This is a genomic window from Alicyclobacillus cycloheptanicus, from assembly GCF_028751525.1.
Taxonomy (GTDB): Bacteria; Bacillota; Bacilli; order Alicyclobacillales; family Alicyclobacillaceae; genus Alicyclobacillus_L; species Alicyclobacillus_L cycloheptanicus.
The window spans coordinates 2,328,971-2,345,658 of sequence record NZ_CP067097.1 but is presented as its reverse complement, the minus strand read 5'-3'; the positions used below and the strand labels follow the sequence as shown (position 1 = coordinate 2,345,658).

General features: G+C 53.8%; 13 protein-coding genes and 2 riboswitches. All 13 genes read right to left on the bottom strand.

All coding sequences use genetic code 11. The features are described from left to right. Nucleotides 1–14: 14 nt before the first annotated feature. The 13 genes from JI721_RS10770 to JI721_RS10710 all read right to left on the bottom strand — a co-directional run bounded on the left by JI721_RS10770 (nucleotide 15) and on the right by JI721_RS10710 (nucleotide 16,398). Nucleotides 15–995: an ABC transporter substrate-binding protein gene (locus JI721_RS10770; protein ID WP_274454888.1), complete on the bottom strand. Its 981-nt coding sequence runs from the start codon at nucleotides 993–995 to the stop codon at nucleotides 15–17. A gap of 124 nt (nucleotides 996–1,119) precedes the next feature. Continuing rightward, nucleotides 1,120–1,305: riboswitch (cobalamin riboswitch) on the bottom strand. Nucleotides 1,306–1,513: 208 nt separating this feature from the next. Then, nucleotides 1,514–2,869, bottom strand: a complete 1,356-nt coding sequence (locus JI721_RS10765; protein ID WP_274454886.1) for an MFS transporter — start codon at nucleotides 2,867–2,869, stop codon at nucleotides 1,514–1,516. A 287-nt stretch (nucleotides 2,870–3,156) separates the two neighbouring features. After that, a riboswitch (cyclic di-AMP (ydaO/yuaA leader) is annotated at nucleotides 3,157–3,284 on the bottom strand. Nucleotides 3,285–3,408: 124 nt separating this feature from the next. Further along, nucleotides 3,409–4,599: an ornithine--oxo-acid transaminase gene (locus JI721_RS10760; RefSeq protein WP_274457809.1), complete on the bottom strand. Its 1,191-nt coding sequence runs from the start codon at nucleotides 4,597–4,599 to the stop codon at nucleotides 3,409–3,411. A gap of 174 nt (nucleotides 4,600–4,773) precedes the next feature. Then, nucleotides 4,774–5,532: a DeoR/GlpR family DNA-binding transcription regulator gene (locus tag JI721_RS10755; RefSeq protein ID WP_274454884.1), complete on the bottom strand. Its 759-nt coding sequence runs from the start codon at nucleotides 5,530–5,532 to the stop codon at nucleotides 4,774–4,776. Between the two features lie 53 nt (nucleotides 5,533–5,585). After that, nucleotides 5,586–6,815, bottom strand: a complete 1,230-nt coding sequence (rhaI, locus tag JI721_RS10750) for an L-rhamnose isomerase (RefSeq protein WP_274454883.1) — start codon at nucleotides 6,813–6,815, stop codon at nucleotides 5,586–5,588. Between the two features lie 19 nt (nucleotides 6,816–6,834). Further along, nucleotides 6,835–8,877 (bottom strand): bifunctional aldolase/short-chain dehydrogenase, encoded by a 2,043-nt coding sequence (locus tag JI721_RS10745; protein WP_274454882.1) that lies wholly within the window; start codon nucleotides 8,875–8,877, stop codon nucleotides 6,835–6,837. Between the two features lie 27 nt (nucleotides 8,878–8,904). After that, on the bottom strand, nucleotides 8,905–10,404 hold the full coding sequence (locus tag JI721_RS10740; protein ID WP_274454881.1) for a rhamnulokinase: 1,500 nt from the start codon (nucleotides 10,402–10,404) through the stop codon (nucleotides 8,905–8,907). 101 nt (nucleotides 10,405–10,505) lie between these two features. Further along, nucleotides 10,506–10,868, bottom strand: coding sequence for a sensory rhodopsin transducer (locus JI721_RS10735; protein WP_274454880.1), 363 nt, complete (start codon nucleotides 10,866–10,868; stop codon nucleotides 10,506–10,508). 13 nt (nucleotides 10,869–10,881) lie between these two features. Beyond that, nucleotides 10,882–11,643, bottom strand: a complete 762-nt coding sequence (locus tag JI721_RS10730; protein WP_274454879.1) for a DeoR/GlpR family DNA-binding transcription regulator — start codon at nucleotides 11,641–11,643, stop codon at nucleotides 10,882–10,884. A gap of 85 nt (nucleotides 11,644–11,728) precedes the next feature. Further along, nucleotides 11,729–12,790 (bottom strand): autoinducer 2 ABC transporter substrate-binding protein, encoded by a 1,062-nt coding sequence (locus JI721_RS10725; RefSeq protein WP_274454878.1) that lies wholly within the window; start codon nucleotides 12,788–12,790, stop codon nucleotides 11,729–11,731. A gap of 94 nt (nucleotides 12,791–12,884) precedes the next feature. Next, complete coding sequence (locus JI721_RS10720; RefSeq protein ID WP_274454877.1) at nucleotides 12,885–13,874, bottom strand: ABC transporter permease; 990 nt, start codon at nucleotides 13,872–13,874, stop codon at nucleotides 12,885–12,887. 7 nt (nucleotides 13,875–13,881) lie between these two features. Further along, complete coding sequence (locus JI721_RS10715) at nucleotides 13,882–14,784, bottom strand: ABC transporter permease (RefSeq protein WP_274457806.1); 903 nt, start codon at nucleotides 14,782–14,784, stop codon at nucleotides 13,882–13,884. 96 nt (nucleotides 14,785–14,880) lie between these two features. Next, nucleotides 14,881–16,398 (bottom strand): sugar ABC transporter ATP-binding protein, encoded by a 1,518-nt coding sequence (locus tag JI721_RS10710; protein ID WP_274454876.1) that lies wholly within the window; start codon nucleotides 16,396–16,398, stop codon nucleotides 14,881–14,883. Nucleotides 16,399–16,688 lie beyond the last annotated feature (290 nt).

The window sequence follows — 16,688 nt, the reverse complement described above, 5'->3', positions numbered from 1 at the left end:
ACGCCCGCTTTGCGTCAGGTGGGGATATTCGCCGATGGATGCAGGTCTTTTGCCACGTCTTCCACAGCCTTGTAGATATACTGCGATACGCTGCCCAAGTCGGCACCCGGAATAATATAAATCTGCTTGTTCCGAATGGCGTTCACCGTTTTGAGCGCCGGGTCGTGCAACAGCTTCTGCTTGAATGCCGCATCGTCCGAGGAATCAATGATGACATCCGGGTTCATTTTCACAATCTCTTCATCCGTCACTTTGGCCCATCCCTGCAGGTTCGCGGCCGCATTGGTTCCACCAGCGTCCGTGATGATGTCGTTGACGGTCGTACCGGATCCGCCCGCGAACCCGTACGAACTGTAGTCCAGGACGGTCGGCTTTGGCTCGCCCTTCACGGCATTCTGCACGGCCTGAATCTTCTGCTCCATCATCGATACGAGCTGGTCCGCCTTGCCTTCTTCACCGACGAGCGTACCGAGCACCTTGATGTTCTTTTCAATGTCGTCGATGGAATTAAAATTCGTAAATTCGTACACGGGGATGCCCGCCTGCTCAATCTGATTGACCACGCCAGGCGTGTTGTAGCTCGCCATCAACACCAGGTCCGGATGAACGGCAATCACCTGCTCAGCCGTCACATTGCCAATCGCCGGGATCCCCTTCGCAAAAGAAACAATATTCGAGTATTCCGGTTGCGTGGCGTCTGTCGTCACCAGAGCAATCTCAGACTTGGGTACCAAGCCGGACAGAATTTCATCTGTACCCTCCGTCGTCGACGCAATGTGAGTAGGCTTCTTCGGAATGGTGACCTTGTGCCCAGCTTCATCTGTCACCGTCAGCGGAAAAGAAACCGCTGACCCACTCGCGCTCGTCTGCCCGTGCGTCCCATTGCCTGTACCCTTTCCAGCCCCCGTCCCATTGCCAGGCTGCGCGGTGCCGCACCCAGCCAATGCGATGACACTTGCGACGCTGACCGCCGCGATCCAAACCCGCTTCTTCATCAAGACGCCCCCTTTGATTCAACCATAAGCGTCCCTTCAAATAGAAAGGACCCTGTTCGCAGACAGGATCCATGGATTGTCGTATGCAGCCATACGGACAAGCCCATTCCCTTTCCACGAAGGTGAGCTTTACCCCATACAGGCAGGTCTCCTGGCTTTCAGCTCGACATGATCCGTTCCTTCCCACGACACCCTCGCAGTGGAACGGGCCCGAACATGCTGATTACAGTGGCGGGACCGCACCGGACTTTCACCGGTTTCCCTATTCTCTCTACTTCGTCGCACAGATGCTTGTACGAAGCCTGCGCCTCTTGCGAGCATCCCCTGTGACGGTTCGAGCACCTGAATGGTTATTCAGTTCTGAACGATGAAATCGTAGTCTATCACGGCTGGGTTGTCAACCATGGGGCCGCGCTGCACGTGGGACGACCCGTGAAAAGAGGCCGCCTGTCCCGGCGGCCTCTGCCTCATCTACCACTACCACTGACATCGCGCCACACAAGACCTGAAAGCCTGCGCTAACCGGTCACCCTGCCTCTGCTGCGGGATGACACACTGCTGGCTGCGTTCAACGATTTGTTCGTCGTTTCCGGTGCAAGGGCGATACAGACCAGCAGCCCCCCGAACGTCACCGCGGCACCGACGAGCATGGTGGGGCCAATGCCGAAGTGCTTCATGCCCCACGGGAACAGGTACGTTCCAAACACGGCGCCGAACCGGCTGATACAGGTCGTGATGCCAACGGCTGTCCCGCGAACGGCGGTTGGGAACAACTCGTTGGGCGCCAACCACTCCATGACGTTGGGTCCCCCCGAGAAAATGGCGTACACGATAAACCCAAGCAAGATGAGCAGGACGGGGCCATGCGGAAAGATGCCAAGCAGGAGGATGCCGACGGTCATGCCCGCGAACGAGACGATGATCATCATGCGGCGCCCCAGTTTGTTGACAAAGAACAGCGCCGGAATGCACCCAATCAGGAACAGTGCACTGATGATCGCGGCGCCGTAACCGCCCGCCCCATCAAACAAGTGGTAGGACGTCAGCATTTCCGGCCCGAACGTCAGCATCGCAAACAGCGGAGCCACCGCAGCCATATAGAACAATCCAACATACAGCGTCCGCTTCAGGTAGCCGCCCGAAAAGAGCTTCCAATAGCTCGTCTTGGTCTTTGAAACACCAGGCATCGTGATGTCTTGCAGCGACGCCTGCTCGCCATAGACTTGCTTCAGAACTTGTTCCGCCTCTTCTGGTCTGCCGTGCTGTAACAGCCAACGCGGCGATTCCGGGGTACCCATCCGCAACAGCACGAGGATGACGGCAGGTACAGCGCTGCTGGCCAGCATCCAGCGCCATGCATCCGGACCGATACTCAGCATCAACTGGCCGACGACATACGCCACCGTCGAGCCGACATAATACGCCACCAACGTGACGCCGAGCATCATGCCGCGGTGCTTTTTCGGGGAGAACTCAGCCAGCAGGGACGTCGCGATGGGGTAGTCGGCACCAATCGAGATCCCTAAAATCAACCGAATGATAAACAGCTCCCAACCGGTTTGAATCCAAAATTGTAAGATGGATGCAACGATCAGGATGATGAAATCGATGGTGTACATCAATTGTCGTCCGAGTTTGTCCGTGACGTACCCGAAAAATCCGCCGATGAAGATACCAATCAGCGCAGATGCGCCAATCAGCCCGCTCCACGTGGCGTTCAGGTGCAATTGCGGCGTAATTTGTGTTAAAGCCATGGCGATGATACTCAAAATGTATCCGTCCAGAAACGGACCACCGGAGGAATAAATCGTCAACTTCATGTGAAAGGGACTGAATTTCGCGTCTTCAACAAGGTTTTTCTTTCCCTGTACCATTTGTTACTCCTTTCATTTTTGTCTAGCGAATTTACTCAATGTCCGGCTAGACATACGTAAGTAAGGAGCACGAGGCTCGCATGTCGTACTGTAGTTCCATCAAGCATTCAAAACCGCTCGATGGACACAGCAGAACAAACCACCATTCACGTTCGGGGTGACAGGGTTCATTGAACCGGCGTCTGGTATGTTCAGGGACTCAAACGACTTTGTGTTTGTCTACAGCATGGAAAAAAGAAGTGCAGACGAGATGGATGGATGTGGACATGGAAGTTTGAACATCAGAGGAATCTCCTTTCATACGCTTACGAGGTTAGCTGTCGGGTTCGGGCTGAAAGGTGCCCGACGATAAACGTTTCACCCCAAAGGATGGGTCCCCCGTTTCCTTAAAGAAGGAATTCAGCGTGATTGTGTTCCTTACATTGTATGTTACGCCAACGAGCATCGTTCGTCAAAGTTTGCATCTCGTTCAGGACTTTCGTCTCGTTCGAGCCTTTCGCCCCGGAACCGGCCCGGCGAGGTCCGGGCCGTTCCACGGCTTACCCTTGAAACACCGCGCGAATCCGCTCCAGGGCCCAATCGATTTCCGCTTTGCTGATGATGAGCGGCGGCGCAAACCGAATCGTGTTTTCATGCGTCTCTTTGCAGAGCAGGCCAAGGTCTTTGAGACGTTCGCAGTACGGTCGAGCCGGTGTTTCGAGCTCGATCCCGATGAATAACCCACGCCCTCGCACCTCTTTGACGGCCGGGTGGTCGATGGCCTGCAGCTGCTCCAGAAAGTAGGCACCCATCTCGCGCGAACGCTGTACCAGCTGTTCTTCCTCGATGACTTCGAGCGCCTTGACGGCCACTGCACTTCCGAGCGGATTCCCGCCGAACGTGGAACCATGAGATCCCGGCTCAAACACGCTAAGGATTTTCTTGTCCGCCGCCACAGCGGAGACCGGGAACACCCCGCCGCCAAGCGCCTTGCCAATGATGTATACATCCGGCACGACCCGTTCCCAATCGCAGGCAAACATCTGCCCGGTTCGTCCCAGCCCGGTCTGAATTTCATCGGCCACGAACAGCACATCGTTCTCTTTGCACAATTCGTAAGCAGCACGGATATACCCGTCCGGTGGAATCACAATCCCCGCCTCGCCTTGAATGGGTTCCACCAGGAACGCTGCGGTATGCTTTGTGATCGCTTGTCGAAGGGCATCGAGATCGCCATAAGGGACCACCCGAAATCCCGGCGTCAATGGGCCGAACCCGCGTTGATACGCCGCATCCGAGCTGAACGAAATGATGGTGGTCGTGCGGCCGTGGAAGTTTCCGCTGGCCACAATGATTTCCGCCTGGCCGTCTGGCACATTCTTCACGAAATACGCCCAGCGGCGCACGGCCTTAATCGCCGTTTCCACCGCTTCCGCACCCGTGTTCATTGGGAGAATCATGTCCTTTGTGGTCACCTTGGACAAGCGCTCATACAGAAGGCCGAGCTGGTCATTGTAAAACGCTCGCGAAGTCAATGTGATGCGGTCCGCCTGGTCTTTCAGGGCCTGGATAATCTTCGGATGCCTGTGCCCATGATTGAGCGCCGAGTAAGCGCTCAACATGTCCAGGTACCGATTACCTTCGGGGTCGTAAACCCATACGCCCTCCCCCTTCGACAACACAATCGGCAATGGGTGGTAATTGTGCGCACCATACTCTGCTTCGAGCTGCATCGATTGATCGGAACTCATCTTGGCTGCCACGGCTGTCTTCCTCCTTTTGCAGCATACGTCCTGTCACCATCATGCAAAGAACCAGGTGAGAAAGCAAATGCGCATGTCTTCGACATGCGCCAATGATATGCAAGCGGCTGAAAACGGGTACGGTGAAGAAGATGTGGTACCGGGGATGCGTTCATGACAGATTCATACCTGAATGACTTCAATGCCCACACGCAAAGCCGCTTGAATAAACTCGGGCGAGGTGAGATCGTCGGTGATGAGTGTATCGATCTCTTCCAGGGACGCAATGCTGGTCAGGTCTCTCGTTTGGATTTTGCTGTGATCGGCCAGGATGTAGACGCGATCGGAAATGTCCATCATTTTCCGTTTTACAAGTGCCTGAAGTGCATTGGATTCACTCACACCGTAATCGGTGTGAAGGCCCTTGCAGGACAAAAATGCCTTGTTCACATGAAACTGCCCAATCGTTTCTTCGGCAAGCGGTCCTACAAAGGACAATGAGTTCGCTCGAAGAATTCCGCCACTGGAAATTACCTCCATCTTATCTCGGCTGGCCAGCTCCAATGCCACTTTCAGCGAGTTCGTCAACACCGTCACCGGAATGTTTGGCATTGCCAGGGCAACATGCCATGCCGTGGTACTGGCGTCCAAGATGATTCGGTCTCCAGGCTGTATGTGGCTGACAGCTGCTTCTGCAATCATCTTTTTTTCTTGCACATTTTCGGATTCACGCTGCAGGTATGGAATTTCGACCTGCTCCTCTTCCACGCGTACAGCTCCGCCGTGGCTCCGGAGCACCTTGCCTTCCGCTTCCAAGGTATCCAAGTCGCGACGAACGGTTTCCTCGGTTACCTCAAACATCTGGCTCAATTCCTTAACTCGAACACTCCCTTTGGAATTGACAAGCTGGACAATCGCCCGTTGACGTTCAGCTGGCAGCATCCTGCAACTTCCTTCCCGTCACCAGTTTTCACGCACCGATTCATCGATTTTCTCTACCAACTGCTGCCGCCCACACCGCGGACGGCAATTTTTTCCGTATAACCGCTCTCTAAGAACGCCTTCATAGGGTCAATGGGCAGCCCTTGTTCTTCGCGAACCGCTGCCAGAAAAGGTGCGACGTCGACCTCATAAGCCTCACGAACTGCGGCTTCGGCTGCCAATACATCATTTTTGGCCTGGGCCTGCAAAACAGCTTCGTGGTTGATCATCAGCGCCTTGGCGTACTGGGTTTGAATGTTCATGACCGACCGCAGCATGGCCGGGATCTTCGGCTCTATGGCATGGCTTTGATCAATCATGAAAGCGATATTCCCCGCGGTATTGCGGACGATTGGCCGTTCATCGCGATCGGCGTCCAAGATTTGATAGAAAATCAGAAACAGCTCATACGGATTGACAGTGCCAACAATCAAGTCATCGTCTGCATATTTTCGGCTGTTGAAATGAAACCCCCCGAGTTTTCCTTCGTCTAGCAAATACGCCACGATGTGCTCGACATTGGTACCCTGTGCGTGATGACCTGTATCCACCAGAACCTGCGCCTGCGGGCCCAGCTGATTCGCCGCGTGAAAGGCCATTCCCCAATCCGCTAGGTCCGTGTGGTAGAAACCAGGTTCAAAGAACTTGTATTCAATGAGCATCCGCATGTTGGGCGAAAGCGCCTGATACGTTTCGGTGAGCGCCTCGTGCAGCCACTGCTTCCGCTTCCGAATGTGCCCCTGTCCTGGATAGTTTGTCCCATCCGCGAACCAAAGACTGAGGATGTCCGAACCCACTTCTTTCATCACATCCACGCACTCCAGCAGATGAGCAGTGGCTTTCCGACGGATGTTCACATCGGCGTTGGTCACGCTGCCAAGCATGTAGTCATCATCCTGAAACACATTCGGATTCACCGCGCCAATCCGCAGCCCCAGAGATGTCGCGTACTCGGCCAGTTTCGAGTAATCGTCAACCTTATCCCATGGAATGTGGATCGCGACCGTGGGACACGCCCCGGTCAACTGATGAACCTGGGCCGCATCTTCCAATTTTTCGAATGGATCACGCGGAACGCCCACCTTCCGAAACACCTTGAAACGGGTTCCAGAATCGCCGTATCCCCAAGACGGAGTCTCAATCTTCAAATCCAGGAGTTTCTTCTTTGCAAACCCCAGGTCGATGCCGCGTTGTTTCTGTTGTTCCTCAAACAGAGCGTAAGCTTTGTCATTCCACTGGGACATGTCCGTCCACCTCCCTATCTTACCTGGTAAACGCCGCTGCTACGCCGCCGTCCACCGTGAGCATACAGCCGGTCGTCTTGGATGACCGGGGAGAGGCGAAAAACAGGATTGCCTCAGCAATGTCATCAGTGGAGATGTTTACATGCAGGAGCGTCCGCTTGCGATAGTGTTCTTCCAGTTGATCGGGCTCGATGCCGTACGCTCGAGCACGTTCTTCCCGCCATGATGAATTCCAGATGTTCGAGCCTTGCAGCACTGCGTCTGGAAGCACGGAATTCACCCGAATCCCATGGGGACCGCCTTCCACAGCCAAGCAACGGGCAAGATGCGCTTCCAGCGCCTTCGCAGAGCTGTAAGCCGCCACGTCTTTCCCAGCATAAATGGCGTTTTTGGAGGTCACGAATATGACGGCCCCGCCACGCCCTTGTTGCACCAGAATCCGAAACGCCTCGCGCGTGGTCAGAAAGTACCCCGTACCCAGCACACTCATGTTCCGCTCCCAGTCATGGAGCGTCGTCTCAATGAACGGTGAGGAACTGGCTAACCCAGCGTTGGATACGAACAAATCGACGCCCCCATACGCGAGGACTGCCTCCCGGAATGACGCGGCCACCTTCTCCTCATCCGTCACATCCAAGGCGGCGCCGATGGCCGTCCCCTCACCAAACTGTTGATTTAACTCCTCCGCCAGGTTCCTCGCCGCGTCCGCTGCCAAGTCGGCTACCACGACATGCGCACCTTCCGCGGCCATCCGCCGGGCTGCAGCGCTCCCAATGCCGCCGGCACCACCCGTGATGTACGCCACCTTGCGGGCCAGTTCCTTTTCGGCGGGCGCGAGGGATAACTTATAGAGTTCCAGCGGCCAATACTCTACGTCGAAGGATTCTTTTTCATTTAGTGAAACAAATTGGCCCAGCGTCGTCGCACCGCGCATCACAGATACCGCCCGGCGATACAGCGCGATCGCAATGTTCGCCATCTTTTTGCTCTTGCCCACGCCGATTGCGCCGATGCCCGGAATCAGAATCACGCGCGGGAATGGGTCATGCATGGGCACGTCGAGATCGACATTGCGATGATAATAGGCCTTGTAGGATTCCTGAAAGTCAGAGAGGCCCTGACGCAGCTTCTCTTTCAATTCTTCAACGTCACCGACTGCCGGGTCCCAATCCACGTACAGCGGTGTCCGCTTCGTATGAACGAGATGGTCGGGGCATGCGGCACCGACTTGTGAGATCGCTGGCGCATCCTTGCTGTTGATGAAGCGGAGAAAGTCTTCACCGTCATCGTAGGTTAAAATGGCACCGTTGAACTCGGAGACAATGCCGCGAATGGTCGGCAGAATTTCTGCCGCCACCGCGTCCCGCGCATCCTTCGACAGTGTTGTATACTTTGTGCCGCCGAACAAGACGGCCTCGTTGACGCGCTCTTCAATATAAGCGGCCGCCTCTTGGATAATGCGAATGGTGTTGTTGTAGCACGCTTCCGACGTCTCCCCCCAGGTAATCAGGCCGTGCTTTTCCATCAGGACGAGCTCACACTGAGGATTGCTCCGCACGGCTTCTCCAATCAATTTCGACAGCGCGAATCCAGGTCGAATGTACGGTACCCAAACGGCGCGGTCACCAAAAATCTGTTCCGCAAGTTCACGCCCGTTATCTGTGCAGCACAGTGAAATGATGCTGTCCGGATGCGTATGGTCCACGTGCGGATACGGAATGAACGCATGCAACAAGGTTTCAATCGACGACCGCGGGTGCTTGCTGTCCAGCATGCAATGCGCTAAGTAGGCCACCATCTCGTCGTCGGACATCTCGTCCCGCTCCAACAAAGGAAGTACCTCATCGAGCCGCAACGCTGTGAAGCTCTTCTCGGTTGCTTCCGCGAGGTCAGAACCGCTGCCCTTCACCCATAGGACGTCGATCTCCCGACCCATGTGATCGACCGCTTTGGCCTTGACGGAGGTATTTCCTCCGCCCCAGTTGCAGACACTTCGGTCGGCCCCAAGCCGATTGGAACGCGCAACGAGCGCTTGCAAACCTGCTTCCATGGTTGTATTCATTCGTGAGACTCCTTTTCTACTGTTTTGTCATAAACTCGTGCTGATCTCTGCTTGTTTGCGGCTTGCTTGCTGAAAACGTTCATATGCCGCATCCCACGATTCGGCGTCCTGCGGCATGTAGGACACCACTTGCACGGAGCGGCGAATCAGTGCTGTGACCTGTTCAACCGAAGACACTTCACCAAGTGCGAGCAGTTGCCCAACGACGTTCCCCATGGCGCTCGCCTCTACGGGCCCTGTTATGACCACGCGCTGCGTGGCGTTGGCAGTAAACTGCGACAGCAACTGGTTTTGAGAACCGCCGCCTACGACATGAATGGAATCGTAGCGCACACCTGTCACCAGCTCCAGTTCTTCCAATACCTGCCGATATTTCAGTGCCAGGGACTCCAGAATACCGCGTATCAGTTGACCCGCGTCCGCGGGTGCCTTCTGTCCAGTTTCATGGCAAATTCGCCGAATCATTGCAGGCATGTCAAGAGGCTGCAGGAGCCGTGTATCGTCAGGATTGAACACGAAGAGAAAGGGTTCGGCCAACCTCGCCAACTGAAGCAACAATTCTATGTCATAAGGTTCACCCAGTGCCTTTAAGATTCGTTGCGCTTCCTGCACAAGCCAAAGCCCCATGATGTTCTTTTGCAGACGATAGTTTCCGAGACCGCCTTCATTCGTTAAGTTGAACCTTTGAGCCTGTTCTGTGATGACTGGCTGGTTCACCACGGTTCCCATCAGCGACCATGTCCCAGAACTGATATAAGCATAATGGGCACCACCGTGTGGAATCGACAAAACCGCAGCCCCTGTATCATGAGAAGCCGTATGCACTACCTTTGTTGAGGTGAACGAAGGCAGCTGGCGAAGCTCTTCGTCACGCACACCGCCCAATACTTGTGCTGGCTGTGCAATCCTCGGGAGCAATCGAATTGGCAAACCGAGCTGCGTGAGTAGTTCCGTATCCCATTCGCCATCCGGACGAAGAAATTGCGTTGTGGTCGCGTTCGTGAATTCTGCCGCCTTCTCCCCGCAGAGAAAGAAATTCAGCAAATCGGGTATTAACAGCAATGTTTCGGCGATGGCCAACAGGTTTTCATCTTGTTGGCGCATTGCGTACAGTTGGTACAAAGAGTTGATAGGATTCAACTGGATGCCCGTTCGCTGAAACAACACGCCGCGGCCAATCCTCCGAATGACTTCTTCCATTGCAGATGGGTTCCGAGGGTCCCTGTAATGTCTCGGCAAATCAATCAAATGTCCGTTCGTATCCACTAATCCATAATCAACCGCCCAACTGTCTGTCGCAAAAGAAGCGATCGCGCCGTACGTGCGAGCGGCATCCTCAATTCCCCACTTCATTTCTTGCAAGAGTGAATACACATTCCAATACAGACGATTCGAGATACGCAGAGGATGGTTGTGAAACCTTCTCACCTCTTGAAGACCAAACGAGTCCCCGTTGAACGCCGCGTGCATCACGCGGCCTGAGGAGGCACCAAGGTCAATGGCGAGCAGATTCAGCAAATCAATCACCTCCTCGAACAAATGGTTTCTCCTGCAAATTATACACTTTATACTTGTTTTATTTCGTTTTTCTTTTGGTTTTCTTTCTTTGTACCAAGAAATGATGATGCCTACTCTGAATAAGCCATGGTCGTAAACAGTGCGAGTGCCTCCTGGGATGTGTCCAGCCGGCTGTGTTGCACAATGACCGGCACATCACTGTCCATCACGATGGCATACGGAACCCCGCGCGGAATCGTTTCACCGTCCGCAGTCGATATTTCGTCGAGACGAATGTGCCGTGTTCTCTCCCCGCCGCAGCGCACTTGTAATCCAGTGATTGGATCGCGGTCTTCAAAGTAAATGGTGATGCGAAGCAAGGCTTCCTTTGTTGTCAGATTGAGCACACTGACTGTCTCATGACTGGTCTGGTCACCCGTGCTCTTTGCCGGTAAATAGCCATCTGGTATGACCCATCTATGTTTCCCAAACATTGTCATCCTTCTCTCATGACACTTGAATGACCCGTACACCCTGTCTTCGAATCGCCAGGACATCTTCATTTGACACCTGGTGATCGGTAATTAAGACATCAACGTCTTCCAAAGGTGAGACAATGGTAAAGTCGCGCATTTGAATCTTGCTGTGGTCCGCCAGCACGAAAACCTCATCGGCGATGGAGACCATATTCCGCTTCACGAGGGCTTGCAAAGCATGGGATTCACTGAGCCCGAATTCAGAATGAAGTCCCTTGCAGGAGACAAACGCCTTGTTCACGTGAAACTGTCGAAGTGCATCCTCGGCAATGGGCCCTACATAGGAAAGCGAATCCGAGCCAACGATACCACCTGTGGAAATCACCTCGATTTTGTCTCGGCTGCTTAATTCAAGGGCCACCTTCATCGAATTGGTAACAACCGTCACTGGGATGTTGGGGAGTACCATGGCAAGGTGCCATGCCGTCGTGCTGGCATCAAGTACGATGCGGTCGCCCGGTACAACGTAGGTTGCAGCTTCACAGGCAATCCGTTCCTTTTCCGGCACATGTTCTGCCTCGCGTTGCGGCAGTGGTGTCTCCCGTTGGTCCCCCTCAATGCGAATTGCACCGCCATAACTGCGCAGCAGCTTTCCTTCGTGCTCAAGGTTATCAAGATCCCGCCGAACCGTTTCTTCCGTCACTTCAAACATACGGCTGAGTTCCTTGACGCGAATGCTTCCCCTTGTATTGACCTCGTACAGAATGGCTCTGTGTCGTTCCACAGGCAGCATGCTGCATATTCCTCCCCGAGTAGACACGACAGGAGACAAGGCCTTTCCAGGGAGGAAGCATTCCTCCCTGGAAAGGCCACGAAGATTAGTAGTTTGCCTTATCTGTCGAGGCCTTGTCAAAGACTGTTGGATTGCCCAAAAGAACCTGCCCGTTGGATACTTTGAAACTGCCTAGGCTGCCAGCCGTAAACGTACCGGAGGTCGGCATGGTTCCGTCAGCGACGGCCCGCGCCACATACATAGTCAACGCGCCCAGTTCCGGCACATTCCAGAGCACAAATTGCTGCACGGTGCCATCATCGACGTATTGCTTCATTTGAATCGGATCTGCCAGGCCTGTTACATAAATCTTGCCTTTCATGCCGAGCTTCTCAACGGCCTCCGCCGCCGCGGGGACACCCACGGAGTCAGGCGAGATAATTGCCTTCATATTTGGATAGGCCTTAATCATGTTCTCTGCAGCCGTCAATCCAACATCGGGCTGCTCCTGGTCATACTGAATGGTGACAATATGGAGATTGGGGTACTTGCTTGCAATCGTTTTCTTCATGACGTCAATCCAACTGTTCTGGTTGGGATTCGTCGGAGTCGAAGACAGAATGCCGACGTCCACAGTACCCTGACCTTGGAAGTGCTGAGCTGTGATTTGCACCAGCGTCGATCCAATCCCCTCGGCAGTCGCCTGGTTCACAAAATACTGCCGTGCAGACGGTACCACGTCGGAGTCCCAGGTGATCACTTTTACCCCTTTCGCCATCGCCGCCTTCAGGGCTGGCGCCAGCGAAGTGGGATCGTTGGCGGATACCGCAATCACTTTGTATCCCTGCGCAACATAGCTGTTGATCATCGAGACTTGGTCTGAAGCACTCGCCGTGGTAGGGCCGTTGTAGGTAAGCTGGATATGCAGCTGACTTGCGACAGATTTAGCCCCTTGCGATGCGCCCGTAAAGTACGGAATGCCGATTTCTTTGGGAATCATGGCCACTTTGATGGTCTGCTGCTGCGTCGTCCCGCCGCTCGTTGCATTGGAAGTGTTGGAGGTGTTGCCACCGCCCCCTTGTGACGACGTGACTGCACCACACCCAGCCAAAGCCATGGACAGTGCTGTTACCGCGAGTAAACCTGCTCCCAATTTCCTCTTTTTCACGCTTAACTTCCCCCTCGATTCAATGTGAACTCCATTGCCGGCGCAAGCGGAATTGACTTCGCGCCTCTATAATCCACTCTTCGTCGGCGCTTCCTCAGCTCACATTGGCCACTTGCTTGACGCTCGAAGCCTGAGGCTTACGCCTACGCGAGAAGATTACATTCAGTTGTTGGATGCCAACGGCCAGAATCAAGATGACACCCGTGACGATGGACTGCTCAACAGACGAGACGTTGAGCATGTTCAGCCCTTGCTGCAACATTCCCAATATGAACGTGCCGACCACGACGCCAAAGATGTTTCCTGACCCGCCAAAGACGTTGATTCCACCGACTAAGCACACCGTAATGACAGTCAGCTCGAAATTCAGCCCCATATCTCCTCGAACAGAAGCGAAGTAAGAACCGAGAAGAATCGCTGCCAGGCCTGAAGTGAAACCAGAGACCACATACGTCCACGTCTTGACGCGGGCAACGGCAACCCCGGAGTAGAACGCCGAGTTCTCGTTGTTGCCAATGAAGATGACCCTGCGGCCGTAGCTGGTCCTTTGTAACAAAAAACCAAACACCAGTGCGAGTACAATAAATACCAGCAGTTGAATGGGCGCGAATCCAAATAGATAACCTGTCCCTACCAGCAAAAACGATTGAGGGAAACCGTAAATGGAACCCTGACCTTGCCCCGATATCACCATCGCGATGCTCCCGTAGATAAATAGGGTGGCAAGTGTTGCAATGAGTGGCTGAATACCGGTTCGTACAATAATCTGTCCGTTGATGAAGCCAAGGAGTCCGCCGAAGAGAATGGCAATCAGTGCAGCCAGCCAAACATTCATCCCATGCTGCCACAGCACCCCAAACACCATGCCACACAGACTCATCATCGAACCTACCGAAAGGTCAATTCCCCCAGCGATGATGACAAACGCCATGCTTAGCGCCATCACGCCAACCGCCATAAAGTTGTTGGTAGAGGAAAGCAAGTTATTCAAATTCAGGAACCCTGGCGTAAAGGCCGAAAACACGACCATTTCAACGACGAACACGCCAAGCGTCATCAACGACCAAATCGAACTCCGTTTCATGACCACCTTACCCCCTTCCCATGTTCACCTTTCGAATCAGCGTCGAGTCGGAAATCACAGCCACAAGAATGATGAGCCCCTCTGCTGCCTCGTTCCAGACGGCAGGCAAGTGGAAGAAGACCAAGGCCTCGGTAATAATGCCCAAGAGCACCGCCCCCAGGACGGCACCGAGCGCTGTACCGCGCCCGCCAAAGACATTGGTTCCTCCGATCACGGCCGCTGCAATTGCCTCCAAGTTTAAGTCCGCTCCCGTACTGGGCGTGGAAAACCCGTTGTATGCGATGTACAAAACCCCCGCGACGCCAGCCAACAGACCCGCAATCAAATATGGAAGAAACACAATTCGCGTCTCTCGAATTCCTGCCAAGCGGGCCGCATCGGCATTGTTCCCAATCGCATAGATGTAACGCCCTGTCACGGTGTATCGCAAGAATACAGCCAACACGAGCAAGCAAAGTAATAGAATCAGTACAGGCCCGGGTAAAAACCAAAGCTTGAAGCTGCCAAGTGCAAGCAACTGGGAAGGAAGATTCTGCACCCACTGCCCATTGGTCACCACGTACATAATCCCGGAATACACACTCAGCGTTCCGAGCGTCACAATGATGGGCGGTAATTTGACCAAGCTAATCATGACGCCGTTTAAGGCCCCAGCGACGGCGCCTACGATTAAACCACCGAGAACTACGAGCCAAATCGGCCACCCGGCTAACGCGGCCTCTCCCACGACCAACGTGACGATCCCCATCGCCGCCCCAATGGATAGGTCAATCCCTTTTGTCACGATGACGCCCACTTCGCCAAGTGCCAAAATCCCGACAGTAACGGTGCTTAGCAAAATGTCCATCAGGTTACCAGGTTTCAGAAACGACGGATTCGACACCAGCAACACCAAAAGCAATAGAACCATGAATGCCACAAGGGTCAATTCTCGATTACCGCTCAGCCGAAATGATTTTCGCGCGGATACGTTACCTTCCACTGTCATTCACCCCAAATGTTCGTCCTAGGAAACCGTTGCTTTGACACCCGTTGCATGACGCATGATGTTCTCTTCGGACAGATGCGCCTTATCCAGGTCTGCGACAAGCCGCCCTTCCTTCATCACCAGAACGCGATCGGATAAAGCAAGAATCTCCGGCAAGTCTGAAGAGATGACCAATACCGCCACGCCGGTGTCGGCTAGAGATCGGATAATTCTGTAAATCTCGCTTTTCGCGCCGACATCCACACCGCGCGTTGGCTCATCCAGAATCATGATGCGCGGCTTGCGAGAAACCCATTTTGCGAAGACCACTTTTTGTTGGTTCCCGCCCGACAGCTGCGAAACCAGTTGCAAAACGGACGTCGTCTTCACATTCAACTCGCGCACCATCTCTTCGGACAACCTTGTTTCAACGCGAGGCTGGGTAATCCCCCACTTTGATAGGTTCGCTAGACTGGGAAGCGTCATATTGGTGCGAATGGGAAGCGACAATGCAACGCCGTGCTTGTGGCGGTCTTCCGGTACGTACACGATCCCTTCGGCGATGGCCTGGCGTGCGTTCCGGATCCGGAGAACCTTCCCGCCGAGTTCAATTTCCCCGCTTTGCGCAGGCGCCACGCCAAAAAGCGCCTCTGCCACATTGGTTCTGCCCGCGCCGACCAGACCGGCCATCCCCAAAATTTCACCAGGATACAGGTCAAAGGTGACATCCTCGAACCAGGGGCGACGGGTCAGGTTTGAAACCTTGAGAATGGGTTCATTCCGAACAATCTCTCGCCGCTCTGTGTCATTGAGGTTAATGTTTCTACCAACCATCAAACTGACCAGCCGATTTTCGTCCAAGTGAACGGTTTCATAAACACCGACACGTTCACCGTCGCGCATAACGGTTACCTTGGAACACAGAGAGAACACTTCCTGCAGACGGTGCGAAACGAACAGAATCGCAGTTCCCTCGCTTTGTAAGCGACGGACGATGCGAAACAAGATTTCCGTTTCATGCACGGACAAGGTTGCGGTCGGTTCATCCAAGATGAGCACTTTGGTCTGATGGATCAATGATTTGGCGATTTCAACCATTTGCTGCTGGGCAATAGTCAACTGTGCTGCCATCTGGCGAACGTCCATGGAAATCTCCAGCCGTTGAAACACCCTTTCGGCTTCGGCAAACATCGCGTTTCTGTCAACCCACCGAAACACCCCGCGTTTCTTCATCGGAAGAAAACCCATGAATACGTTTTCTGCGACGCTCAATTGAGGCATTAACGCAGGTTCCTGGTGAACCGTGAACACGCCCAGTTGGTGTGCGGCAGACGGGTTTGCAATCGTAACGGTCCGTCCTTCAAACTGGATTTCCCCCGAGTCTGGTTGGTGTACCCCCGCCAGCATCTTAATCAAGGTGGACTTCCCAGCTCCGTTTTCTCCAACCAATGCGTGTGCTTCCCCTGGCTCGAGACGAATGTCGACACCTTTCACCACCGTGACCCCGGCAAAACTTTTCACGAGTTGATTCGCATTCAGAACGACTCGTTCAGACACCCAACATCATCTCCCGGATAATCAGAAGCAATATGACATAAACAAACACAAACAAATATGAAAGCGCTGTATGTCGACCATTTTATCAAATTTATTCGTCGAATCAATAGGGGGCTTATTGCAAATTCGTGTTTTTCACTCAAAAAGGGAGGCAATCAAGCATTTCCGCTCCAATATCACGAAATTTACATTCATAAAACAAACCATTCGAAGAAAGAATCAACAACAACGAAGCTTTCACCCTCACACTGATAAAACGACGTAAATTGGCTATGCTATCCATCAAAACC

Excerpts from the sequence above, each read along its gene's own strand:
- JI721_RS10770 (WP_274454888.1), bottom strand. The coding sequence starts at position 995 with ATGAAGAAGCGGGTTTGGATCGCGGCGGTCAGCGTCGCAAGTGTCATC.
- JI721_RS10765 (WP_274454886.1), bottom strand. The coding sequence starts at position 2,869 with ATGGTACAGGGAAAGAAAAACCTTGTTGAAGACGCGAAATTCAGTCCC.
- JI721_RS10760 (WP_274457809.1), bottom strand. The coding sequence starts at position 4,599 with ATGAGTTCCGATCAATCGATGCAGCTCGAAGCAGAGTATGGTGCGCAC.
- JI721_RS10755 (WP_274454884.1), bottom strand. The coding sequence starts at position 5,532 with ATGCTGCCAGCTGAACGTCAACGGGCGATTGTCCAGCTTGTCAATTCC.
- rhaI (WP_274454883.1), bottom strand. The coding sequence starts at position 6,815 with ATGTCCCAGTGGAATGACAAAGCTTACGCTCTGTTTGAGGAACAACAG.
- JI721_RS10745 (WP_274454882.1), bottom strand. The coding sequence starts at position 8,877 with ATGAATACAACCATGGAAGCAGGTTTGCAAGCGCTCGTTGCGCGTTCC.
- JI721_RS10735 (WP_274454880.1), bottom strand. The coding sequence starts at position 10,868 with ATGTTTGGGAAACATAGATGGGTCATACCAGATGGCTATTTACCGGCA.
- JI721_RS10730 (WP_274454879.1), bottom strand. The coding sequence starts at position 11,643 with ATGCTGCCTGTGGAACGACACAGAGCCATTCTGTACGAGGTCAATACA.
- JI721_RS10720 (WP_274454877.1), bottom strand. The coding sequence starts at position 13,874 with ATGAAACGGAGTTCGATTTGGTCGTTGATGACGCTTGGCGTGTTCGTC.
- JI721_RS10715 (WP_274457806.1), bottom strand. The coding sequence starts at position 14,784 with ATGGTTCTATTGCTTTTGGTGTTGCTGGTGTCGAATCCGTCGTTTCTG.